Below are 24395 nucleotides of genomic sequence, written 5' to 3'. Positions count from 1 at the left end.
ACAATGATATCATTGTTCAGCTTTAATTAATAAATTTAATCCTTTAATAATCTGTATCGATTATTTAGGACTAGACAAACAATCCTTTATTTTTCTGTTATTAACTTAATAGGCGATTCACGGGATAAGGTATTTTGATTTTCAATACTTAATTTTTTACTGGTTTGAGGCGGGTTATTTTTATCATAGCCTAAATTAATTAAAGCAAACAACATACCTGCAGCACCAACCATAAAAGTGGTATGGATAATGGCATTGAATCTCGATTCAGGTTTGCGGTACTTAATAATGAAATAAACAGGGATAAAAATAAGCATAAATACCAATAAGCTAGAAAAGGTGATAATGTTAGCGTAAGGCCAATGCATCAGTTTAAATAATACACCAATGGTGCATGCTGCTGCGGTGAGCAGTCCTAAAATCATAATGACACGGTTACCTATTTCTTCATCATCTTTAAACTTTAACAGGATGTTTAATGGGATAAAAATTAGACTAAAAGAAATAAGGCTTAAAACAATTAGTATGCCTGCGCCTGGCCAGTGCATTGCTTTAAAGGTAACGCCAAGCATAATTAAGAATATGGTTGTAAATCCGGTAATTTTTAAGGTACGTTTCATAATATAATAGTTTTTAAAGGTTAATAAATTGTGTGTTTCATCTTCTATTTCTTTTAGCTCAGACTTATAAAATTGTTTAATGGTCGCTTGATAAATGTTTTTGAATTCTTGATTGGGCTTCATTTCATTTTCAATAATGCAACACACATGATCTAAAATATTCATTTTAATGTCTTCAAGTACAACACCCCTGTTGGTGATGTCCCTTAAAATGAAATCAATTTGATCGTCGCTAATTTTATACATTTTGCTTCGGTGAATCAAGGTCTAATAAAAACCGCATGGTTTGTATAAAATCAGCAAATTCATTGACCCTTTCCTGAACAGTAGTTTTACCTTGATCAGTAAGTTTATAATATTTGCGAACGCGTTTCCCAATATATTCCTTTTCTGTAATCAAGTCACCTTGTTTTTCAAGTGCATGTAAAGTTGGATATAAAGCTCCTTCCGTAATCTTAATTTTAGACCCCGTTAAATCTTTTACCTTTTGCGTAATCTCATACCCATACATCCTATTCTCATTTTTTAATAGGTTAAGTATAATTGTTTTTAATGTTCCTTTTATTAGTCCTGATGAATACATAGGACAAATATACATAAGAATCTTAAGTATGCAAAATATTTTACATAAGAATCTTAGGTAAAATTCAGGCGTTGTAGCTATGTTGTTGATAATGAAAGACTGTAAAACAAGAAAGACCTAAAGAGAAATGGCAGTTAGTCGTGGTAGCGATTTCTTTTTAGGTCTTTTGCAAGGAAATTAAAACCAAAAAGCAAATAAATGCCTTTCGTCTTATGTAATAAACGTATATTAATAACAAAAGGTTGGTTGGTTATAAAAAAATAATTAAAATTGCTAATTCATGGTAGCAATGAAAACAGTTTATGTAGGGGTAGGCACAAATTTGGGAAACAAGTTTGAAAATATACAACAGGCAATAAAGGAGTTAAAACTGGTGGGTGTGAAAGTACTTCAGACTTCCAATATTTTTGAATCACCCGCTTGGGGTTTTGAATCTACCAGTTCCTTTTATAATATTGTTTTAGAAATTCAAACCACATTAGGTCCTTTTCAATTGTTAGTAGAATTAAAAGGAATTGAATTAAAAATGGGCAGACCCCCAAAGGTTGGAATTGGGTATAGTTCTAGATTGATTGATATAGATATTATTGATTACCATGGTCAAGAAATTCAAATGCAGGATTTAACCATTCCACACTTACATTTAGCGGCTAGAAATTTTGTAGCTTTACCACTCTTGGCTATTCATCCAAATTACTTGTTGCCGACGACACAAAAAAAATTATCGGACAGTTTAAAATTTGATAAGGCTTCTAAAGGTAAGTTTATAAACATGGTACCATTAATAAATTTATAGCAATAATGCTAATTTTAGCATAAAATAGTAGTCCTCCTTTAAAAATTATAGTTAATATTGTATTTTATTTTAAAATATTAAAATAGCTAAACTTAAACAAGCAATGAAAAAAAGAGGTTTTAAAGGACTAGCAGGAATCTTGATTCTTACAACAACGTTAACTGGATGTAAGTTAATAGGAGATATAGAGTATACTCTTGATAAGGATCCAGTAGAAATGCATGGGGACAGTGTTCGTGTGAATATTACTGTAAAGGTTCCAGAAAAAGGATTGAATAAAAAAGCAAGCGCTGAGATTACACCAATGTTGGGGTCAAAAGCGTTTAAAACAATTACTATACAAGGTGAAAAAGCAACAGGAAATGGTCAAACAATTGAGTTTAAACCAGGTTCAACTGTAAATTATACAGATGTTATTGCTTATTCTCCAGATTTGGAAAATGCGGATCTTAAAATTACTGGTAAAGTAATGAAAGGTAAAAAAGAAGAAGCATTGGAAGAAAAGAAAATCGGAGATGGTACAATTGTAACCCCTCTTTTAGTACAAAATGACGATAAAGTTATTTTAGCTAAAGATGATTTTGTTAGAACAACAGAGCAAGTTTTTGGTGGTACTGAAGTAAATTATGATAAAGCAAAATCTAACGTTAAATCTTCTGAGTTAAAACAAGAAGATATTAAAAACTTTAGAAATTGGATGATTGCAGCTTCTACAAATCCTAAAGTAGCTCCTAAAGCAATTAACTTAATTGCTTACGCTTCACCAGAAGGTGAAACTGGAAAGAATAATACTTTAGCGGATGATAGAGCAATCTCTACACAGGATGCTTTAATCAAAGTTTTAAAAGCAAAAAAAGGAGAAGAGCAAATGGATGTTACTTCTTTAATCAAGAAAATGCCAAAAGGTGAAGATTGGGATGGTTTTAAAACTGCATTACAAGCTTCAGATATTGAAGACAAAGATTTAATTGTACGTGTACTTCAAATGTATGCTGATCCAGTAAAAAGAGAAGAAGAGATTAAAAAAATGTCTGCTACTTACAAAAGATTAGAAAAAGATATTTTACCTCCTTTAAGAAGAACTCAAGTAAGAGTTGTTTATGATCAAATTGGTTGGTCAGATGCTGAATTAAAAGGTTTGTCTACAACTAATCCTGATACATTAACAATTGAAGAATTATTGTTTACTGCTGCATTGTATGATAACTTAGAAGATAAAAAGAGATTATATAAAGAAGCTGTTCGTCAATATCCAAACGATTGGAGAGGACATAACAATTTAGGGTATGTTCAATATAACCAAAATGAAATGGCTTTAGCTACAACTAGTTTTGAAAAAGCAAATAGCTTGAACGAAAATGCTATTACTTTAAATAGCTTAGGTGTTATTGCACGTCAAAACGGAGATAGAGATAAAGCAGAAGCTTTATTTAACTCAGCTGTTTCAGCTGGACCAGAAGTAAAATATAACTTAGGAATTATTGATGTGCAAAATGGAGATTATTCTAATGCAGTAAGCAATATGGGAGCTAATAACACATTTAATAAAGCGTTAGCACAAGTGTTAAATAACGATTACAGTGCGGCTTTATCTACTGTGGATGCTTCTTCAGAAGCAAATTCACCAATGGGTTACTATTTAAAAGCAATTATCGGTGCACGTCAAAATAACATGGACATGGTTGTAAATAACCTTACCAGTGCATTTGCTAAAGATTCAAGCTTAAAAAATAAAGCAGCAAATGATAGAGAATTTATTAAATTCTATGAAAATGCTTCTTTTCAAAATGTTGTAAAGTAATTTTTTTAAAACTTTAGATTATCCCGACTGTCTTTTTGATAGTCGGGTTTTTTTTTATAAAAACTATGCTCCAAAGAATACAAACTATTTATTTATTGTTAGCCGCTGCTTGTTCTGTGTCGCTACTATTTTTACCCATCTATTTTGTAAACATTGCAAATGATACGGATGTTTCTGCTACTTTTGGCGCCTATGGCCTGGTGTCAGATAATCTTTTAAATACAGAAATACCTTTGTATTTGCTTTTTATTTTATGGACCATGTTGAGTATCATAGCAATTTTTTTATACAAAAATCGAAAAAAACAATTGTTGGTTTGTAGGATCAATTTGCTTTTGCAATTTCTGATAGCCATAGGATTTTTATTATTTTCATTTTTTGGAAAGTCCTTATTGAAAGAGCAATTAATTGAATTAGGACATGATGCCAGTGAGGTTACTTTTTCCATGGGAATTGGTTACTTCTGTCTTTTTTTAGGCATCCCTTTCTTATTGCTTGCTATTCGCGGTATTAGAAATGATGAACAACTTTTAAAATCCCTTGATCGTTTAAGATAATATGAATTATTTATCAGTAGAAAATTTAACCAAATCCTTTGGTGTACGCGTATTGTTCGAAGACTTAACTTTCGGAATAGATAAAGGCGATAAAGTAGCAATTGTTGCTAAAAATGGTCAAGGAAAATCCACCTTATTAAAAATCTTGTGTGACCTTGAAGATAAGGATAGCGGTAAAGTCGTTTATAGAAAGGACATTCGTGTAGATTATTTACAGCAAGATGAAAACTTTGATCCGGATTTGACAATCATTGACGAAGTATTGTCTACTGACACCCCAGAATCGCAAGCCATATTAGCCTATGAAAAGGCTATGTTGGACCTTGAAGATATGGATAAGTATAACGTTGCTTTAGAAATGATGAATGATGCCAATGCTTGGGATTATGAAGTAAAAGCAAATCAAATCTTATCTCAATTACAACTGTTTGATAAAACATTGAAAATTGGTACACTTTCAGGTGGACAGAAAAAGAGATTGGCACTGGCGAAACTATTGATTAGTGAGCCAGACATCATGATTTTAGATGAGCCTACTAATCACTTAGACCTGGATATGATTGAGTGGTTAGAAACGTTTTTATCTCAGAGTAATTCAACGATTATTATGGTGACGCACGACCGTTACTTTTTGGAGGTGATTTGTAATACCATTTATGAATTAGAAGATCAAACTATTTATAAATACAATGGTAACTTTTCTTATTATTTAGAAAAGAAAGCCGAAAGACAAGAAATTTTGGCTGCTACTATTGGCAAGGCAAAAAACTTAATGTCTACAGAATTAGAATGGATCAGAAGACAACCAAAAGCTAGAGGGACTAAGCAAAAAGCTAGGGTAGATGCATTTGCAGGTATTAAAGAAGTCGCAACACAAAAAGTACAGGAAGACCAATTGGAGATTGAAATCGAAATGAGTCGACTGGGATCCAAAGTAGTGGAAATTCATAAATTGCAAAAAAGTTTTGGTGATAAAATTATTATCGATCAAATGGATTATGTATTTAAAAGAGGAGAAAAACTGGGTATCGTAGGTAAAAATGGTGCCGGAAAATCTACTTTTTTAAATATGCTAGTGGGTAAAGAATTGCCTACTTCTGGAAAAATTAGTGTTGGGGAGACCATTGTAATGGGGTATTACCACCAAGATGGTTTAAAGTTCGACGAACAGAAAAAAGTGATTGATATTATTAAAGACATTGCTGAGTTTATTCCGTTGACAAAAGGAAGAAGATATTCTGCTGCACAGTTTTTAGAAATGTTTATGTTTCCAAAGGACATGCACTATAACTTTGTTTACAAATTAAGTGGGGGCGAAAAGAAACGTCTTTATTTAATGACTATTCTAATGAAAAATCCAAATTTTTTAATCTTGGATGAGCCGACGAATGACTTGGATATATTTACCCTAAGTGTATTAGAAGCTTACTTAACAGATTTTAAAGGTTGTTTGATCGTCGTGTCTCACGACAGATACTTTATGGATAAAATGGTGGAACATACTTTCTATTTTGAGGGAGATGGTAAAATCAAAGACGTTTTAGGTAATTATACGGATTATCGTGCTTATTTAAAAGCGCAAGAATCCGCAGATAAATTAAAAGGAAAGGCAAGTGCTGATAAAAAGGTTGCAATAGCGGAAGTGCCAGTGGCGAATACTGCTACAACGAACACAGATACTAAGCGTAAGTTGACTTATAAAGAGAAGCAAGAATTTAATACCATAGAAAAGGAACTAAGTGACTTGAATGATGAAAACACCAGCATTCTTGAAAAGATGACTGCTGGTGTTGATGATGCAGAAGAGATGAAGCAATTGAGTATTAGAATGACTGAAATTGCCCAGTTAATTGAATCAAAAGAAAACCGCTGGTTAGAATTATCTGAAATTGAAGGTTAAACAGAAAGTTAATCCACTATAGTGTGCTCCATTTCTTTAAACCATTCCACTAATAACAAACGTTCTTTAGTGGTTAGTTTTGCTTCGTCATGCATTTTTAGATAACTTTCAAGAGGCATTTTGTTTTCATCTAACTCTTCATAACACTCTTCTAATTTGTGCTTTTTCTTTTTTAGGCTATAGCTGTCCCAGTCTGAGAAGTTTAAATGCTTACGACCATCTTTAACATGGCCTTTTGTTAACCAAGATACTGGTGCAACATGCATATACCATTTGTATTTTGTTTCGTACGAGTGACAATCGTAACAACTAGCCTTTACTAAAGATTGAATTTCTGCAGGCGCTTCGTATTTCGCTAAGAAGTCCGTTTTTGAAGCGCTATCTTCTGGAATAGAAACATCTGTTTGAATAAATTGCATGACAATAAAAACAATGGCGAGTAAGGCTAGTAATTTTTTTAACATAATAGAATTCGATTTGAATGCGCTAATTTATGGATTATCTTCGAATTTATAACCAATTCCCTTTACCGTTTTTATAATTGTTTGACCGAATTTTTCTCTTAATTTACGAATGTGCACATCTATGGTTCTGTCTCCAACAAAGGTCTTTACTCCCCAAATTTGTTCCAATATTTCCTCTCTTCGGTATACCTTTTCTGGTTTACTCATTAATAAAGTTAATAATTCAAACTCTTTTTTCGGAATTATACTTTCGGCGCCATCTTTACTCACCGTATACCTGTTCGCATCAATAGATATATTTGTACTGGTAATATTGCCAAGTGGTTCTTCGTTTCTTCTTTCTAGTAAGGTTCTTATTTTTTCTGTTAAGACCTTTAATTTAACAGGCTTTACTATATAATCATCTGCGCCAACTTTATAACCTGCAATTTGAGAATAATCTTCTCCCCTGGCAGATAAAAATAAGATTAAGCTATTTTTTAGGTTGCGGTCTTTTCGCAACTCTTCACAGACTTCCATGCCATCAATATCAGGCAACATTACGTCTAATAATATTACTTCAGGATGCTGTTTTTTTGCAATTTCAATGGCTTCTTTACCGTTGTTGGCAGAAAATACTGCCATTTCTTGTTTTTTAAAGTTGTAGGCTAGTAAATCTACAATATCTGGTTCGTCATCAACGATTAATATCTTCTGTCCGATCATCATTATTTTTTTGTAAAGTTAGTCCCAGTAAAATGTTAAGGCAGTTAACCAATATTTATGTTTAGATTAATTCTATGTTAAGAAACCTTAACTTTTTGGTAATTTGGATTTACATGCACCAAGACTAGCAATGCCCTACATTTGCAAAAAAAAAATGGTTAAACAGATGAAGCATTTATTATTAATAGCAACTTTTTTTATCACAGGTATTTTAGTTGCACAAAATGGTACTTTAAGTGGAAAGATTACCACATTAGAAGGCGGTAGTCAAACAGAAGTTCCTTTTGTAATTGTGAGAGCGGTGGAGGCAAATGTTGGCGCTAAAGGAAATTTATTTGGGGATTATACATTAGAATTACCTGCTGGTAAACACACTATTGCTTTTTTACCTTCTTTATTAGAAAAAGACACGATAGTTGTGGAAATTAAGGCTGGCGAAACAACCTTGTTAAATAAAGAGTTGTTTTCTTCTAGTTTAATGACAGTAGTGGTTACTGCCAAAGCTAAAGTAAATGAAGTTGGTGCTATATATAATGCTAAAGTAACCAAGGAAGATACGAAGGTGACCACCAATAAAACGGCAAAACAAATTGAAGAAGGTGGTGATTCAGATGTTGGGTCAGGTGCTAAAAAAATGACTGGAATGTCTACTGTAGGAGAGGTGTTATATGTGAGAGGTTTGGGAGATAGATATAATGTAGCTTATTTGAATGGCTTACCAATTCCTTCACCAAATCCTGATTTTAGAGTAGTACCTTTGAGTATTTTCCCAACAGATATAGTAAGTTCTGTTTCGGTGAGTAAAGTAATGTCTTCAGAATTATATGGTGATTTTGCAGGAGGTGCTTTTAATATAATTACTAAAAGCTATTTAGATAAACCTACTTTATCAGTCTCTATTGGTTCAGGAATGAACTCGCAAACTACTTTTCAAGATTTTAAATCTTATACTGGTGGGAAAACAGATTATTTTGGTGTAGATGATGGTACTAGAGATTTGCCGAACTATGTGGTTCAAAATTCGACGCCAGCAGCTTATTCAGCTATTAATACCATATATCCTAATTCATTTTATAATTCAGTAGAAGGAAAAACGACTGGGTTTCTAAATAATTTTGGAACAGCCATTTCAAAAGCTTCACCAAATTCTAATTTTTCTATCATGGGCGGTAACTTTTTTGAATTTCCAAAATCAGAAAGTAAATCCTCTGGAATTGGTTTTTTAGCTTTGTTAAATCATGATAATAGTTATGAGACTTCTACAGGTAAAATAAAATTGATCAATGCCCAAAGTGAAGAAAGATTAAATTATGATATTTCAAAATATACCCAATCTACTGCTTCAACGGGATTATTTAGTGTTTATTTAAGAATGAACCCAGAGCATAACATTACTTTTAATACTTTATTTGTAAATACTTCTAGTGACGAAACTAGAGATACTTGGGGACAACATTTTGATTATGCAAAAGATATTTACTCTTCAAGATTAACCTATAAACAAAATTATATTTCTACTAATCAATTATTGGGTTCTCATAAATTTCTAAAACCAAATAAAGAAGATGATTTTAGTAGATTAACTTTAGATTGGAGAGGGTCGTATAATTTAACGGGTAGTAAAGAGCCAGACAGAAGACAAGTGGTGATGTTTTATGATGACAAAGAAGAAACAGAAAATTATAGCTTTAACTACATTGATAAAAATGATAACCACAGATTTTATAGCCAATTAGAGGAAACTGAAGTGGCAGGTAAAGTGAATGTGAAATTTGTTGCAAAGTATAAAACAGATTTAGAAGACAATGCGGAAAAAGTAGACGAGTTAGTGGTAATTAACGCTGGTGTAGATTATAAATCTAAAGTAAGAGATTTTGATTACAAACAATACAATTATATTTTAAATAACTTAGCTTCCACAATTGGCGATAATGTAAATATCGATAATATGAATGCTTATTTGAATAATGAGCAACATGATAATGGGGAGTTCTATATTCAAGAGGTATCTAATTTTGGTTCTTCTTACCGTGCTAATTTAGATGTCTTTGGTACTTATGCAGATGCAAAGTTTAAATTCAATAAATTAGAAATTATCCCTGGGGCTAGACTAGAAATTTCTGAGCAAACAGTTATTAATAGAGACCAACAAACACCATCTGTAATTGAAAAGACAAGTAATCCAAGCACTAATATTTTACCAAGTTTTATTGCAAAATATAGTGCAACGGATAAGGATATAGTTCGTTTTGTAGCAAGTAAAACCATAACACGTCCTAAATTTAATGAATTAGCACCTTTTCAATACACTTTGTTTTTTGCAGGGATGAAAGCAGAAGGTAATCCAGATTTAAAAAATGGACAAAACTATAACTTAGATGTACGTTATGAAAGATATTCTCGTCCAGGAGAAATGATTACTTTGGGTGCTTTTTACAAGTATTTAGATTCTCCAATTGAGCAAACTATGAAGGCAACTGCTAGTGGACAATTAATGTCTTTCTCCAATGCTTTGTCTGCCCAAGTGGGTGGTTTAGAATTCGAATTTGTAAGAAATCTTTCTTTCTTAATAAAAGATGAAGAAAAAAGAGATACTAGTTTTTTAAGAGATTTTGGAATAGGGTTTAATGCAACCTATATGTTTACTACGGTTAATATTGATACTTTAGACTTTAGTTCAATTAATACCAACTCTGTTCGTCCTTTAGAAGGTTCTTCTCCATTTTTATTAAATATTGATGTACGTTACGAAAAGAGATTTGAGAATAAAAACAAGTTGTTATTAGCCATGGCTTATAATGTGTTTGGTAAAAGATTAGTTACTGTTGGTTCAAACGGCATTGGAGATAGCTATGCAAGACCAGTGAACACTTTGAATTTTGTTTCAAAAATGAGTTTTGAAAATAACTTATCCTTAAGTTTTAAAGTGAAAAACATTTTCAATCCCTCTATCGATATTATCCAAGAGGATAAAGTTAATGTGGGTGAATATATTAATGTGAGTAGCATTAAACAAGGTATTGATGCTAGTTTTTCAGTAGGCTATACCTTTGATTATAAAAAGAAAAATAAAGAGAAGAAAGCCCTTTAATTAACCCCTTTATAAAACGCTGAAGAGCACAGGCATTTATTGTCTGTGCTTTTTTTATTCATCTTTATTTATGGTTACCGGATTGGGCCGAATGATATTGATTATTGGCGTAGGTTTATAATTTTTCACGTAACTCGGTGCATCATAATAATAAGTGCTTAAACCTACTGCTTTTCGATTGTCGAGAATTTCATTAAAATTAGTTTTAGGAACAGAATTTTCAGTGGTACCGTAAAGCTGGTTGGAATACCTAAATGGTTTTAAACTGTTAGGACCCAAATTATCAATTAGGAAAGCTACGTAATACGGATACAGAACTCCCTGATCAATACTTTCTATTAAAATATCGTTAATTTGATCCATTTCAGGCACGGATTTGTCCATTAAAAATAGGGTCAGGCGTTTTAGTTTTAATTGTAAAGGTTTGGTGGTAGGAATACTGTAATTTAAATAATAATATACTAAATGCTTTTGCATGGAGTCTCGGTAGGCAGTATAATTATTAAAATAAATTTTATAGGCATCAGGCAAACTATCCTTTTGTCGCTCTGCTTTGTAGTAAGCAAACATAATTTCTATTTCAAACATTTTATCGATTGCAAGCAAAGCTTCTTCTCCTGTTTTGTCGATCTCTACTGGGCTTGTTAAAGGTGCTATTTGAAGTACCTCCTTAAAGGTGGAGGAGTTTGAAAAGCTGGTAAACCATAAGCTATCACTGATTACAAAGTTTTTATCTAGACCGTTTCTTAAAGCGGCTTCTAAAAAATGGTACATCAAATCTTCTTTATTCAATTGTGCATAACACTTTGAAGTTAAATAGTAGTCTCTGGCTTTTGCTTGGTCGACCAATTCAAAAGCCATTTCAAAGTTATTAATAGCCAGCTCATAATTACCTTCGTACATGTGGTATTCACCTTCGTTGACGAGGTGGTAATAGGCAATAAAACCTGCACGAACCGGAGAGGAAATTAAAAGTATGAATAAACAGGAAAGGATAAGTCGCATCAACTAAATATCCGAAATGTTCTGATAGGTTATGGTCAGGATAACAATTTATTAACAAAATAAATTACATGAACTTACCATAAAAACTGGCAATAATTTTTTCCACTGCTTTATTTTGCGGGGTAAATCTATTGTTTGCCGTTCCACCGCTCTCTGCATGGTCGGGAAACCACTTCCAAATAAAACCACCAGCAAACCAACTTTCTCCCCAAAATTTCGCAAAAACGGCAAGAAAGGCATTTTCTTGACCTAGGGAATTAAAGGTATTGTTCTGCTTTTCATCCCAAGGTTCTTTTCCCGTATAATCAATGTTTCGGTAGCCAAATTCGGTAAATAGTACAGGCTTATTTACTTTTTTACTGATTTCCTTTATAAATTTATAATGCTTTTCCCACCCAATAAAGCAATTCTGAAAACTTGGTGTTTTGGCTTCTGTTAATGGAAAGTAAGCGTCAATACCAATGAAATCTAACATCTTCCAAAAAGATACATTTTCGTAATTGTCCCAATTTGCCGCGTAAGTAAGTTTACCTTTATATACTTTCCGGACTTCTTTTATTAAATTAATCCAAAACTTAGGACGTTGTACCACGGATTTTTTAATCTCAACACCCACGCAAAAAATAGCGACATTTTGAGCGGCGGCAATTTTTGCAAAACTTAGGATATAGGAGGTGTAAGATTTTTCAAATTTTAACCAATCTTCTTCTGTGTTGAATGTTAAATCGCCAATCCAGCCACCATGGGTCCAAACATGCGGTTTAATCATTACTTTTAAGTGGTTAGCATGTGCGTGTTTGATGCTTTCTGTAATGGCCAATTCCGTTTCTCCTTTCCATTGAAAATTTGCGTTGTAGTATACGTTTGGTGCGTTGTTTCGAATAAAAGCAAAAGGCATTACAGTCACCCAATTGGCATTTATTCTTTTAATCGGTTCAAAGTGAATCGATTCATGGGTGTTTCGCATGGATACAATACTCACGCCATTTATTTTATCACCTTGGGCTTGTGCAATAAACAAATGGCAAATAAAAACAAGACAGCTTATATATTTGTACATGATAACAATTTTTAATGAGTCGTTTGAATTCTTAAAATATTACAAATAAATGAATTTACTTGTTCAAATTATATAAAACTTGTTTTAAAAATTAATAGTTGTATTAACTTTGCGTCATGAACAAGAGACTAATTCCGGCCTATTTATTAACGTTTGTTAATGTGTTAGGATTTAGTATTTTGATGCCTGTTCTGCCATTTGTGGTCGAAAGTTATGGCGCACCAAAGTGGGTTTATGGTTTGCTTTTGACCTTATATTCAGGGTCACAATTTCTAGGGGCGCCATTTTTAGGGGCCTTGTCTGACCAACGCGGAAGAAGACCAATTTTAGCAATTAGTCAGGCTGGTACTTTGTTTAGTTGGTTTGTATTTTTATTTGCTTTATTTATTCCAGATATCTCTATTTTTGGTATGGCATTACCGCTTTTAATTATCGGATTGTCACGTATATTGGATGGGGTAACCGGAGGGAATGCTTCTGTAGCCAATGCTTATGTTGCCGACATAACAACACCGAGTGAAAAATCCTATATTTTTGGCTATTTAGGTGGTATTGCAGGTATTGGAATGATAATTGGTCCAGGTTTAGGTGGGTTAACGGCATCTACTTCTTATGGTTATAAAGGTACTTTGGTAACTGCAATTGTTATTTCTACCATCACTCTTTTAACGATTGTATATTGGTTAAAAGAATCCCACCCGATTGAAAAAAGAGCCGCAAAAAAGAAAAATTCTTTATTGAACAGTTTTTTTGTTTTAAGGAGAATTAAAGAGGTAAATCCCAAGCCAATTATCAAAACGCTTTTTATTATTAAGTTTTTTTATTCGACAATGATTGCCTTTTATATGTCTACCATTGCATTATTTTTAATTGATTTATTTTCGTTTAAAGAAAAAGAATTAGGATTTTTCATGTTGTTTGTAGGTGTGTTTTTGTCCTTTAATCAGGCTTTTATGTCTAAGTTTTTCATTAATAAATTTGGGGAGTATCGTACTTTATTGATTGGACTTAGTTTGTCGGTGCTTGGCTTAGTCAGTATTACCTTAACAGATAATTTATGGTATTATTTGGCTTTCTACTATATTCTAAATTTAGGGCTTTCCTTGTGTTTTCCAACATTTAATGCTTTGATAGCGCAAAATGCGCATCCAGAAAGACAAGGAGCGGTAATGGGAATAAGTGAGTCAATTAATTCTTTGGCCCTGGCCTTATTTCCTGTTTTAGGCGCCACAATCTATGGTTTAATAGGCTATAATATGTATTATTTTATGGCGTTACTACCTTTAGTGGGATTGATTATTGCAATTGTTAGAGGTAAGTCTGACTTGGCTAGAGCTTCGGAAGCGGAAGCCGTGGAACTGTCTGTAAATTCAGTCGAAAAATAGGAGCTGTTTTCACAGCTCCCTCTTTGTTTATCTCGATTTAAATATAATTGGCTGTGATCGTTTAGTTTGCTGTGAAGAATCTTTGTATTTTAGCATAATGGTTACGGTTTTACCTCTTGACTGTCTCAGTATTTGAAGTGCATCCGAATTTAACATGCCGCCTGCATTTACTTTTCCTTTCTTATTGATTCCTTCAACGCTTACCGTCCCGCTTATCACTGTCATAGTAACAGGCTTTAAATTGACTTCTGGTCCAAACCTTAAACTGATTTTTCTTTGACTTGTTACGGCGCTATGACTAGGAGAATCTCCACTTTTAATGCTGCCTAAAAACGCGTTGGCTATAGGCATTGGACGAATAGTATAATCAAAACTGCCTAATTGGATTGACTTACCATTTTTATCTCTTGCAGATATGCTTAGGGTGGCTTGTCTATTTCCAGAATTTGGGGAGACAATATACTTTCCGTTTGTTGTTTTTCTAATCGAACAGCCACTTCCGCTGATGCTAATACTTTCAGTTGGGTAGCCTGAAGCAACACCCGATACAATGTTGTCATAACCTTTGTATAAAACCCGCATGTCTGGTTGTGAAATTACGCCCATTGGTTGCCCAACCGTGTAATCATACGACCAAGGTCGCCATTTTAAAATACCGCGTTCTAATATGCCAACTGCTCCTTTTATTTTATGTTGTCCTGTTGTTCCTTTTATCCTAATTGCGCCAGCGGTCTCTTTCCAATTTGCTTCAATGGTATCTTGGTCAATGCCATACCTTATTTTTTGAATGTTTGTGGAGTCGTAAGCTGCCACCATAATTTTAATATTCGCCGAATCTCCCTCATTTAAGTAGTTTGATGGTGCAAAAGCCAAGGGCTCTATTTTGTTAAATTTAAAAATAGGACCGTCAATTTTTCGCAGTAAATAATCTGCCACTTGTGCTTCTCCGTTTTCAATGTCGAGTTTTAATGCGCTTAAAATGGATGCAGCTGCTACCACTGGTGCATGATCAAACATAACTGAAGACCAAGGCATGTCTACCCGCTCCGCATCATTAGATTTGAGTGTTTCAGGAATGGATAATAATTTATAAACTTGCTCAACTTCCTTTCTGTCTTCTTTTCTGACGGTGTTTAAGGCATTTTCTAATTCATTAATGGTTTTTGGAGGTGTAAACGAATAGGTTTTTTTATCATAGGTGTAATTCGCCATTATCGTACAGATACTATCGCGGAAAGCATGAATGTTATCTCGCAGGTTTAAGCCTCTTTCATTGGGTCGTTGTGGGTTTGAACCTATGAAAAAATGGGTTGGAATGTCATAGTTGTCCATGTTCTGGATATCAATTAGAGGATTTAATTCCGTAATGAATCCATTTTCATCTCTTTCTTTTATCCATTCTTTTCCTTCAACCAGTTCAATCATTTCACTGCATTCTCCTAAAATATAATCGACCATTACTGCAGTTTTTTGTTGTAATAACAAAGCTTTCTCGTGCCAATGATTGAATGCTGTTAAGTTGCCATTACTGGCCATAATACCTGCTTTTTTTTGTTGAAAGCCATGGTAGGTATCCTGACTTTTGAGTTGAATAATTTGACTGCTAGAACCTATTTTGTTGTTGATTGTTACAAAGGCCGCAATTACTTCTTTCGATACATTTAATGCTAGAAGGGCTGTGAGTACAAGGTACATCATGCCAATCATTTTTTGTCTTGGGGTTTCTTTTCCGCCTGCCATAGTTTAAGTTTTATTGGTTTATACTATGGCAATTCAAGAAAATGAAAAAGTAACGGAAGTATTAAGAAAAACTATTTATTTCATTCATAGTTTTCAGTGATGAATCGGTGTAATTTCCATCCATTAAGCGTATTTGCGAAATAAAAGTCATATTTTTTTATCTCGTTTTTATTGTTTTTTATAGTAAGCGTATAGGTAATAAAATGGGTGTGCGTTGGATCAATTATTGTTGATTTTTTTTCATTTGTTTTAAAGGAAACAATATCAAATTTAACCTCCTCGTCATTTAATAGTTTGGTAATGTTTAAGAAGGCGTCTTGGTTATTTTCAAATCTTTTTACGAATTCTTCTGGCTTATTTAGCTCAAAAAATATGGTCCATTTTTCGGCATCTAAAGTATTGGTTGTATTGGCTACAATAGCTTTCACATCATCATGACTGGCAATATTGGCTAGAAATATTTTTAATTCTCCGTCTTCTAAGCTGTTATTGATTTTTTTAACTAGTTTTTCTGGCGTTTTTAAACCCTTACTAAATTTAATTTGGTAGGCTTGTAAGTATCTTTTCAATGGTGTAGCTGTAAAGGCTCTTTCTGTCGGATTAAAGCTTATTTTGCAACCATTATATATGTCAACAGGTAGTTTTTCAGTACGTTTATTCAATCTAACTTCTTGTTGAATTGGTGTGCCTTTTATTTGTAGTTGTAAATAGCTACTTTGAGAAATGTTGATTTCAATATTAAATGGTAAGTAGCCATCTTTTGAAAAAACCACGGTCATTTTACCAGGTTGGTCTGCATGTACTTCATATTTTCCTGCCGCATTGGATTTTATTTCTGTTTTTGTAGTAATATTATTTTCAGCATTTTGCAGTAATGTTTTGATGGTAACGTTATCTAGTGCTTTGTTATTTTCATCTTTGATGGTTCCTGTTATGTTCAGAAATCTGATTTGAGGAGAACTCATCTCCATTGTGTTTGCTGTTAAAGTGATGGATGATAGTAAGATAGTGAGGGTTATAAAAGCTCTTAACATAACTGGGTAATTATAGATTAGTTTACAAAGGACGTATTTTTAGAAGAATAGTTGATTCTATTTTAATAGTTTAACATTTTTTTTAGAATATTATCTTCACTTACTCATTTAAATCAAGGCATTACGTGGGATATAAAATATTGATTTTCACTTTAAATATCGGGTTATATTTATTAATTTTGGGCCAACAAATACATTTTACTTAAATTAGATATTATGAAAAAGATAATAGTGATTTGCACGTTTATCGGATTAGCGTTTAGCCTAAACGCACAAGTGAATCCAAATGCTATTGGTTTAAGAACTGGTGGTGGTAGTTATGGTTATGGTTATGAAATCTCTTTTCAACATGGTTTTGGGTCAGCTAATCGATTAGAGCTTGATTTAGGTTCAAGAGGCAATAGCGGTTATAGACATTTAGGAGTCAGTGGTATTTACCATTGGGTTTGGAACATCACAGACGGATTAAATTGGTATGCTGGACCCGGTGCTCAAATCGGACTTTACAGTTACAAAAATATTTATACAGAAAACTATGTGGGTATTGGAATAGGTGGACAAATTGGAATTGAATATGATTTCAGTTCACTAGATGTTCCTTTGTTGTTAAGTCTTGATACCAGACCAATGTGGGGATTAAACGGAGGCTATTCTGGTTTAGGATATGGTGCTAATTTTGCCTTGAGATATTTATTTTAACATTTAGAGTGTAAGATTTACGCTTTTAAAAAGACTACTGTTTAGCTTGTTTAAATAAAACTCGCATACATGATAGAAAAATATATACTGACTAGAAAAAAAACGGAAGCACTTTGTGCGCCTTTGCGCATTGAAGATTATATACCTCAACCTGTCGATTTTGCAAGTCCACCCAAGTGGCATATTGCACATACAACTTGGTTTTTTGAAGAAATGATATTGAAAAGGTTTGTAAGTGATTACAAACCTTTTCATGCGCAATACAGTTTTTTGTTCAACAGTTATTACAATACCATAGGCGAAAGAACATTTAGGGCCAACAGAGGAAATATTACCCGTCCCGGAGTTTCCGAAGTCATGAACTATAGAAAACATGTGGATGCTGAAATCCAAAGTTTATTGGGGTCTAACCAAGAGGATGAATTGATTAAATTGATCGAAATTGGCATTAATCACGAACAACAACACCAAGAGCTATTACTCACCGATTTAAAGTTTACCTTTGGTCATAACCCTGTTTTTCCTGTTTATGATAAAACATTTAAATTGGAGGAAGTTTATAATGCGAATTCAAATTGGATTCATTCGAAGGAGGGCGTATATGAAATTGGACACCAAGGTCCAGACTTTTGTTTTGACAATGAGTTGGGGAGACATAAAGTGTATCTCCAAGATTTTGAAATTGCTAACTTTTTAGTCACCAATGCTGATTTTATCGACTTTATCGAAGCTGGAGGATATAAGAATTTTAATTATTGGCTTGACGAAGGATGGGCATGGGTAAATGAACAACAAGTTGACGCCCCTTTATACTGGCATAAAATTGACGGAGAATGGCAATATTATACTTTTGCTGGACTAAAAAAAGTGGATCCAAAAGCAGTTTTGACACACGTGTCCTATTACGAAGCAAATGCATATGCTACCTGGAAGGGTATGCGTTTACCAACTGAGTTTGAATGGGAGGTAGTAGCCGATTCCTTAGACTGGGGACAGCGTTGGGAATGGACAAATTCTGCTTATTTACCTTATCCAAATTTTAAAATAGCAGCCGGTGCCGTTGGCGAATACAATGGTAAATTCATGATTAGTCAAATGGTACTTAAAGGTGCTTCATTAGGAACAGCGGTCAACCACAGTAGGAAAACATATAGAAACTTCTTTCACCCTAAATATCAATGGCAATTCTCAGGGATTCGCCTTGTAAAATAAATCCATGGAGCAATTTAAAAAAGACATACAATTAGGTTTATCTAACGTACCGAAAACCTTACCATCTAAATACTTTTATAACAAAAAAGGCGATAAATTATTTCAAGAAATAATGAGTATGCCGGAGTATTATTTAACCAATGCGGAATTTGAGATTTTTAGTCAAAAAACAAAAGAACTTATTCATCTTTTGAATTTGGATAAAGAGCGCCATTTTGAATTAATTGAATTGGGAGCTGGTGATGGGGTTAAGACCATTGAATTATTAAAAGAATTGATAACACAAGGTTTTAATTTTAGCTATTTACCTGTAGATATTTCTGCAAATGCGCTCGCTGGTTTAAAGGAAAAACTACATATTGTTTTACCCACCCTAGATGTCAGAACAAAGCAAGGAGATTATTTCGAAGTCTTAGCTGGAATTAAAGAGACTAAAAAACCTAAAGTTATATTATTTTTAGGTTCCAATATTGGGAATATGCTGGATGATAAAGCAAAATCTTTTATTTATCAATTGGGTAAAAATGTATTGCCAGATGATAAATTGTTACTGGGTGTAGATTTAGTAAAACCTAAGGAAGTAGTATTGCCTGCTTATAACGACAAGCAAGGGATTACGAAAGCTTTTAATTTAAATTTATTGGATAGAATTAATGAAGAATTAGGCGCAGATTTTAATTTAGATGAATTTGATCATCAACCGGAATATACGGAAGAGGAAGGGATTGCAAAGAGTTTCTTGGTCAGTAAAATCCACCAAGTAGTGACTATTAAGTCAATGGGAAAAGTTTTTGCTTTTAAAGCTGGCGAAAAAATCCATACCGAAATTTCTAGAAAATATAATGATGCTATTTTAAATAATATAATCAAAGAAACAGATTTTAAATTGAAAGAAAAATTAACGGATACGAAAGGGTATTTCGCAGATTATTTATTAGTCCGCAAATGAAAATTGACTCGAAAAATTTAGGAGTACTCGGACTGGGTAGTTTATCTACAACATTTTATATTCAGTCTCTTAATGCTAAGTATTTAAGGATTAATGGAGGGTATAGTTCTTGTCCATTTTTAATGTTAAATGCAGATTTCAATTTAATCAATCCTTATCTGCCTAATAATTTTGAAAAATTAAATCCGGTTTTGTTAGCCTATTTGAATACATTAAATGATCTAGGGACGGATCGTATTTTGCTGCCAAATATTACTTTACATGAAGCTGTCGAGGTATTGAAGCTGCCTTATTATAGCAAGATAATTCATCCAATTGATATTTCCCTCTCTTTTTTACAAGATGAAAACATACAAGAAGTGGTTTTGTTTGGTACCATCTTTACTATGAATTCAAGTTATTTTCAAAAAAAATTGGAAAGTAAAAATGTGCAGTTTTTAAAGCCGAATAAAGCGGATCAAGAAAGGGTGGATGCTCTTCGGAAAAAAGTTTATGAAAATAAAATGTCGGCTATAGTTATTGCAGAGTTTAACCAATTGGTTCAAAAATATTCGAAAGATAAAGTAGTATTAATTGCATGTACAGAATTGTCTATGATTCCAAAACAAATGAATTCTGATAAAGTGGTAGATATGGTAGACCTGCAAATTAATAATGCCTTAATTATGACGTAGTGCGCAGCTTAAAATATTTTTTGATTTTATTTTAAATCCTTTTTTACCTTGTTCCATTGAAATCATTTATCAAATTTGTAAGCAAATCATATTCCCTGCGACCAAAAATTATATTTTATAAACTTATGTATCGATTTAATCTCATTTTAATTATCGCAATATTTTTAATTAGTTGCAATGAAAGTAATTCTTCGGAAAACGTTGTGGAACAAGTGAACGAAGAGAAGTTGAGGGTTAATGAGCAAATAGAGTTTGAAGAAATAACAGTGGAAGAGGACTTGGTACAAACAGAGGCGTTAGCGGATGAAGTAAAAGTATTAAGTGATGAAATGGAGGAGGAAATTGAGCCAACTAAAAATGAAAAAACAGCACTGGATCAAGTAAAAAAAACATCCAAAGACATTGCCCCTTTAGGTGCGGAAGAAGAAACTATAGAAGAAGTGGTGGCGCCCAAACCTGAAATTGTAAAATTAAAACCAAATCATGACAAGTGGAACGCATTGTTGCAACAACATGTTTCTGCGGCTGGTAAGGTAAATTATACTGGCATGAAATCGGACTTCGAGGTTTTAACCGCTTATGTGAAATATTTGGAAAGCTTTGCTTCTCAGAATGGGTGGACAAAGAATGAACGTTTGGCATATTGGATTAATTTATACAATGCAGCAACTGTTCGTTTAATTTGTGAGAACTATCCCTTGTCTTCTATTACTGATTTAAGTGGTGGTAAGCCATGGGATCAAAAGGTGGTGCAAGTTGGCTTAAAATCCTATACATTAAATGATATTGAAAATAAGGTAATTCGTCCTGTATTTAAAGATGCCAGAATTCATTTTGCTGTTAATTGTGCCGCTATATCCTGCCCTAAATTAATGAATAGTGCATTTACCGCTGTATCTTTAAACAGACAATTAGAAAAACAAACGGCTTCATTTATTAACAGTGCAGTGAATAAACTTGAAGTAGATAATATTGAAGTTTCTAAAATATTTGACTGGTATGGTAGCGATTTTGAAAATGGAAATATTGTTGATTTTATTAATGTATACGCCAATATAAGTATCCAAAAAAATGCAAAGATTAGCTTTAATGAATATAATTGGGACCTAAACGAGCAGTAATTTTTTTATTTAAAATAGATTACTCATTACTTTATTAGGCGTAATATTCGTTAAATTTAAAGTGAACCTAACCTTCTTCCATACGTTGTCTACACTAATGCCATGGGAATTTAGTAGGGCTGCGTTTTCATATAATGGAATAAATACCCCAATGTCTCCGTCTAAAAATTGAATGCCTAAACCAGCTTGGGCAAAGGTTTCCATTCCATTTGCAGCAGGAATCATTCCAAAATCAGAAAACACACCAATAAGCGGAATGTAAGGTATTTCTAAATAAATATTAGCGGTAATTAATTGATTTTTTGTAGTTAAACCACTTACAGAGTTGAAGCTTCCTTGGTTGTTTATTCTTCTTTGAACACCTACACCTGAAGTAACATTTCTGGCAAACATATAGCTTTCGTAAAATACATCTTGCGTACCATTTTGACCACTTAATGCAAGTCCGAATCTGTCGCTTGTTGTACCATTGTAAAATATGTTTTGCGAAAAATTAAGACCAATGCTAATGTGTTTATGCTTCTTTTCCCAATAATTAAATTTATAAAAACCATTCACATAGGCATTCATTACAGAGATGTCTTCTTTCATTTCTGCTATGTAGTCGGTTCTTAATTTAAACTTAAATTGGTGCAGCTTTTGTTTGTAGTTTAATTCGTATTTAGCGAAGCCACCAGTAATGATGTTGTATTCTTGTCCGTCTTCTAAGTTATATACTCCTTGTATTTTTAGATTTTGTGCCAAATTGCTTCGTTTTTTAGGTTTTCCTATGATGAAGTCAATGTAAGGTGAAATGGCAATGTAATTACTGGATTTGTCTTCTTCAGAAAAACCAAAATTCTTACCTCTTATGCCAATGGATATCATCTTAAAATTTTGTGCAGGTACAAATGAATAGCGTAGACTCATGTAGCCAGCAATATTGGTTCTCCCAAAAGAATACATGGGGGCAACTATGTATTCAAATTTGTTTTTTGGCAAAGAGTAATTGTGCAGTACTACCCCTACCATAATGTTGTCGTATATATTATATGCTCCCATTGGACTGATCCAAATCTTAGTTTTGTCTGGTTCATTGTCTCCCGCTAAGAATTCTAATTCAAAGGGTTCCAGTTTTCCAAAAAGTCCTTTTTGTTGCCAATAATTATTTTTGCGATTTACTTCGGGTATTCTTTTATTAGCATCAATTTTTACGGCATCTATGCCTTTTTCGTCAAAAGTTATTTTTCTTTTTTTGTCACCTGGTTCTAGCCATTGGCTCGCTCTTAATTTGCCATAAGTGTATGCTTCTACTTTGATTGGACCGTTGATTTGACCAGCATTTTTAATGGTAACAATGGTTTTATCATCTTCTTGTTTTACTTTTGATATTTTGTAATCTATTTGTTTTGTGGTAGGGATAATATCATCAAAAAGCCAGCTTAAATTTTTACCCGACACCTCTTCTAGGGCGTTTTTTAAGTCTTTAGGTTGTGGGTGTTTAAAAACCCAACGTCGAAAGTATTCTTGCATGGCGCTGTCAAATACTTCTTCGCCAAGGTATTCTTTTAAATAGGTGAAAACTAAACCTGTTTTACTGTATACAATCCCGCCATAATTCATGCTGGAATAATCATCTGAGGCAAGTTCTATGGGTTGATCCATCCCACCACTTGCTGTTGCCGCATAAGTCAAGTCGCTCATGTCGTGGTGATTTAAATGTTCTAAGTGAATTTTATCTGCAAAACCTCCCATCATGTCAGATAGTTGGGTGTTGTTTGGATATTTTGTTTCAATGTAGCGCAATTCATTCAAGGTGTTCATGCCTTCGTCCATCCATGGGTGTACGCGTTCATTGGAGCCTAGCATGCCATAAAACCAATTGTGCCCTACTTCGTGTACGATTACTACTTCTAATTGCTCTTTAGAACTCGCATCTCCAATCACTGTTACATTAGGGTATTCCATACCTCCACCTGCACTTATTGTTCCATCTACTGCAGTAACTTGATTGTATTGGTAATCGCCATTCCATTTGGAATAATAAAATGTACCATCATTGATGTAGGATATGGCGTCTTCCCATAGTTTAGCATGATGTGGCACAAACATGGCCCAGGTAGTCACTTTTCTTTTGGAATGTGGCAAGGTCACTTCTCCTTTTAAAACTTCAAATCTTTTGTCCGCAAACCAGCCAAAATCATGTACATTGTTTTGCGTGTATCGAATGGTTTTATAAGTAGAGTCAGATGGAGGGAATGGGGAATTCCTAATTTTATTCTTTGGATTACCAAAACCATTTGTTTCAAATTTTTGTGTTGTTCTTGCAGCTAAATCATTTAAAAAATCTAATTCGGAAGCGGTTTGTAGGTCACCTGTTGCACCAACAACGTAGTTTTTTGGTAAGGTGATAGATACATCAAAACTTCCGAATTCAGCGTAAAACTCCCCTTGTGTTAAATAAGGTATTTGATGCCATCCTTCTAGATCGTAAACTGCTGGTTTTGGATACCATTGCGTAATTTGAAAGGATTCCCCAACATAGCCAAGTCGTGATATGTCTCCAGAAGGGATTTTGACCTTAAAAGGGGTGCTAATACTGATTGTTTCCCCTGGCTTTAATGGTGTTTTTAAATATAGTTTTACAATGTCGATATGTGTAGGGTCGTATTCCCATTTAATTTGTTCGTTATTGACTTTAAAATCCAGAGAATCCATATAGCCACGTGCCTTTTCATTGGCATACTGTAATGCCATGTTTTTCATTCGGTATAGCTGTTTAGCTAAGGCTGTTTCATTGTTTTTATAGGCGTTTGGCCAAATGTGAAAATATAAAAAGTCAAGGGTTTCGTTCGCGTTGTTTGTATATTCAACTTCTTCAAAACCTGAAAGTGTTTTATTTACATCATTTAAACGGATATTTATTTTAAAATTAACATCTTGTTGAAAGTAGTTCTGACTGAAGCCTTTAAACATGAGTAAAAGCAATGTGAAAAATAATAATTTATGCATGGAAACCG

Annotated in this window: 20 protein-coding genes; 11 read left to right on the top strand and 9 right to left on the bottom strand. The window is 33.4% G+C overall.

Going from position 1 to position 24395, the window contains the following annotated elements:
• Positions 1–86: 86 nt before the first annotated feature.
• Positions 87–866 carry a GldL-related protein gene (locus tag DNU06_RS13250; protein WP_111063966.1) on the bottom strand — a complete coding sequence of 260 codons (780 nt, stop codon included), beginning with the start codon at positions 864–866 and terminating at the stop codon, positions 87–89.
• A complete protein-coding gene (locus tag DNU06_RS13245) occupies positions 859–1203 on the bottom strand; it encodes a PadR family transcriptional regulator (protein WP_111063965.1) in 345 nt (114 codons plus the stop codon). The genes DNU06_RS13250 and DNU06_RS13245 overlap by 8 nt, the downstream gene beginning before the upstream one ends.
• Before the next feature lie 280 nt (positions 1204–1483).
• On the opposite strand from DNU06_RS13245, the gene folK reads away from it, so the two are divergent.
• From folK to DNU06_RS13225, 4 genes are all read left to right on the top strand, one after another.
• Positions 1484–1999, top strand: coding sequence for a 2-amino-4-hydroxy-6-hydroxymethyldihydropteridine diphosphokinase (gene folK, locus DNU06_RS13240; protein ID WP_111063964.1), 516 nt, complete (start codon positions 1484–1486; stop codon positions 1997–1999).
• Between the two features lie 103 nt (positions 2000–2102).
• Positions 2103–3800 (top strand): tetratricopeptide repeat protein, encoded by a 1698-nt coding sequence (locus DNU06_RS13235; RefSeq protein ID WP_111063963.1) that lies wholly within the window; start codon positions 2103–2105, stop codon positions 3798–3800.
• 65 nt (positions 3801–3865) lie between these two features.
• Entirely contained in the window at positions 3866–4357 is a 492-nt protein-coding gene (locus DNU06_RS13230; protein WP_111063962.1) for a DUF4293 domain-containing protein, read from the top strand.
• Position 4358: 1 nt separating this feature from the next.
• Positions 4359–6257, top strand: coding sequence for an ABC-F family ATP-binding cassette domain-containing protein (locus DNU06_RS13225; protein WP_111063961.1), 1899 nt, complete (start codon positions 4359–4361; stop codon positions 6255–6257).
• A gap of 8 nt (positions 6258–6265) precedes the next feature.
• Here DNU06_RS13225 and DNU06_RS13220 read toward each other — a convergent pair whose 3' ends face one another.
• Positions 6266–6721 (bottom strand): heme-binding domain-containing protein, encoded by a 456-nt coding sequence (locus tag DNU06_RS13220; RefSeq protein WP_111063960.1) that lies wholly within the window; start codon positions 6719–6721, stop codon positions 6266–6268.
• A gap of 27 nt (positions 6722–6748) precedes the next feature.
• Entirely contained in the window at positions 6749–7426 is a 678-nt protein-coding gene (locus tag DNU06_RS13215) for a response regulator transcription factor (RefSeq protein WP_111063959.1), read from the bottom strand.
• A gap of 166 nt (positions 7427–7592) precedes the next feature.
• Between DNU06_RS13215 and DNU06_RS13210 the strand changes: the two genes are divergently transcribed.
• Positions 7593–10517, top strand: coding sequence for a TonB-dependent receptor plug domain-containing protein (locus tag DNU06_RS13210; RefSeq protein WP_158526898.1), 2925 nt, complete (start codon positions 7593–7595; stop codon positions 10515–10517).
• Positions 10518–10571: 54 nt separating this feature from the next.
• Here the strand turns inward: DNU06_RS13210 and DNU06_RS13205 are convergent, their stop codons facing one another.
• Together DNU06_RS13205 and DNU06_RS13200 are read right to left on the bottom strand one after the other, a co-directional pair.
• The gene (locus tag DNU06_RS13205; RefSeq protein WP_146239247.1) at positions 10572–11522 is read right to left on the bottom strand and encodes a hypothetical protein; all 951 of its coding nucleotides are present in this window, start codon (positions 11520–11522) and stop codon (positions 10572–10574) included.
• A gap of 64 nt (positions 11523–11586) precedes the next feature.
• Positions 11587–12582, bottom strand: coding sequence for a glycoside hydrolase family 113 (locus DNU06_RS13200; protein ID WP_146239246.1), 996 nt, complete (start codon positions 12580–12582; stop codon positions 11587–11589).
• A gap of 116 nt (positions 12583–12698) precedes the next feature.
• Between DNU06_RS13200 and DNU06_RS13195 the strand changes: the two genes are divergently transcribed.
• Entirely contained in the window at positions 12699–13967 is a 1269-nt protein-coding gene (locus tag DNU06_RS13195; protein WP_111063955.1) for an MFS transporter, read from the top strand.
• A gap of 27 nt (positions 13968–13994) precedes the next feature.
• On the opposite strand, the gene DNU06_RS13190 is transcribed toward DNU06_RS13195, so the two are convergent.
• Both DNU06_RS13190 and DNU06_RS13185 read right to left on the bottom strand, forming a co-directional pair.
• Positions 13995–15707: a GldM family protein gene (locus DNU06_RS13190; protein WP_111063954.1), complete on the bottom strand. Its 1713-nt coding sequence runs from the start codon at positions 15705–15707 to the stop codon at positions 13995–13997.
• 80 nt (positions 15708–15787) lie between these two features.
• Positions 15788–16741 (bottom strand): carboxypeptidase-like regulatory domain-containing protein, encoded by a 954-nt coding sequence (locus DNU06_RS13185; protein ID WP_111063953.1) that lies wholly within the window; start codon positions 16739–16741, stop codon positions 15788–15790.
• Between the two features lie 216 nt (positions 16742–16957).
• Between DNU06_RS13185 and DNU06_RS13180 the strand changes: the two genes are divergently transcribed.
• From DNU06_RS13180 to DNU06_RS13160, 5 genes are all read left to right on the top strand, one after another.
• Positions 16958–17440 (top strand): hypothetical protein, encoded by a 483-nt coding sequence (locus DNU06_RS13180; RefSeq protein WP_111063952.1) that lies wholly within the window; start codon positions 16958–16960, stop codon positions 17438–17440.
• Between the two features lie 69 nt (positions 17441–17509).
• The gene (egtB, locus tag DNU06_RS13175) at positions 17510–18652 is read left to right on the top strand and encodes an ergothioneine biosynthesis protein EgtB (RefSeq protein WP_111063951.1); all 1143 of its coding nucleotides are present in this window, start codon (positions 17510–17512) and stop codon (positions 18650–18652) included.
• Positions 18653–18656: 4 nt separating this feature from the next.
• Positions 18657–19601, top strand: coding sequence for an L-histidine N(alpha)-methyltransferase (locus DNU06_RS13170; protein ID WP_111063950.1), 945 nt, complete (start codon positions 18657–18659; stop codon positions 19599–19601).
• On the top strand, positions 19598–20275 hold the full coding sequence (locus DNU06_RS13165; protein ID WP_111063949.1) for an aspartate/glutamate racemase family protein: 678 nt from the start codon (positions 19598–19600) through the stop codon (positions 20273–20275). Before DNU06_RS13170 ends, DNU06_RS13165 begins: the two co-directional genes overlap by 4 nt.
• 125 nt (positions 20276–20400) lie before the next feature.
• Positions 20401–21396: a DUF547 domain-containing protein gene (locus DNU06_RS13160; RefSeq protein WP_111063948.1), complete on the top strand. Its 996-nt coding sequence runs from the start codon at positions 20401–20403 to the stop codon at positions 21394–21396.
• 9 nt (positions 21397–21405) lie between these two features.
• Here DNU06_RS13160 and DNU06_RS13155 read toward each other — a convergent pair whose 3' ends face one another.
• Complete coding sequence (locus DNU06_RS13155; protein WP_146239245.1) at positions 21406–24387, bottom strand: M1 family metallopeptidase; 2982 nt, start codon at positions 24385–24387, stop codon at positions 21406–21408.
• Positions 24388–24395 lie beyond the last annotated feature (8 nt).

The organism is Putridiphycobacter roseus (assembly GCF_003234935.1).
GTDB classification, from domain to species: domain Bacteria; phylum Bacteroidota; class Bacteroidia; order Flavobacteriales_D; family Crocinitomicaceae; genus Putridiphycobacter; species Putridiphycobacter roseus.
This window is presented reverse-complemented; position numbering and strand designations above follow the sequence as displayed.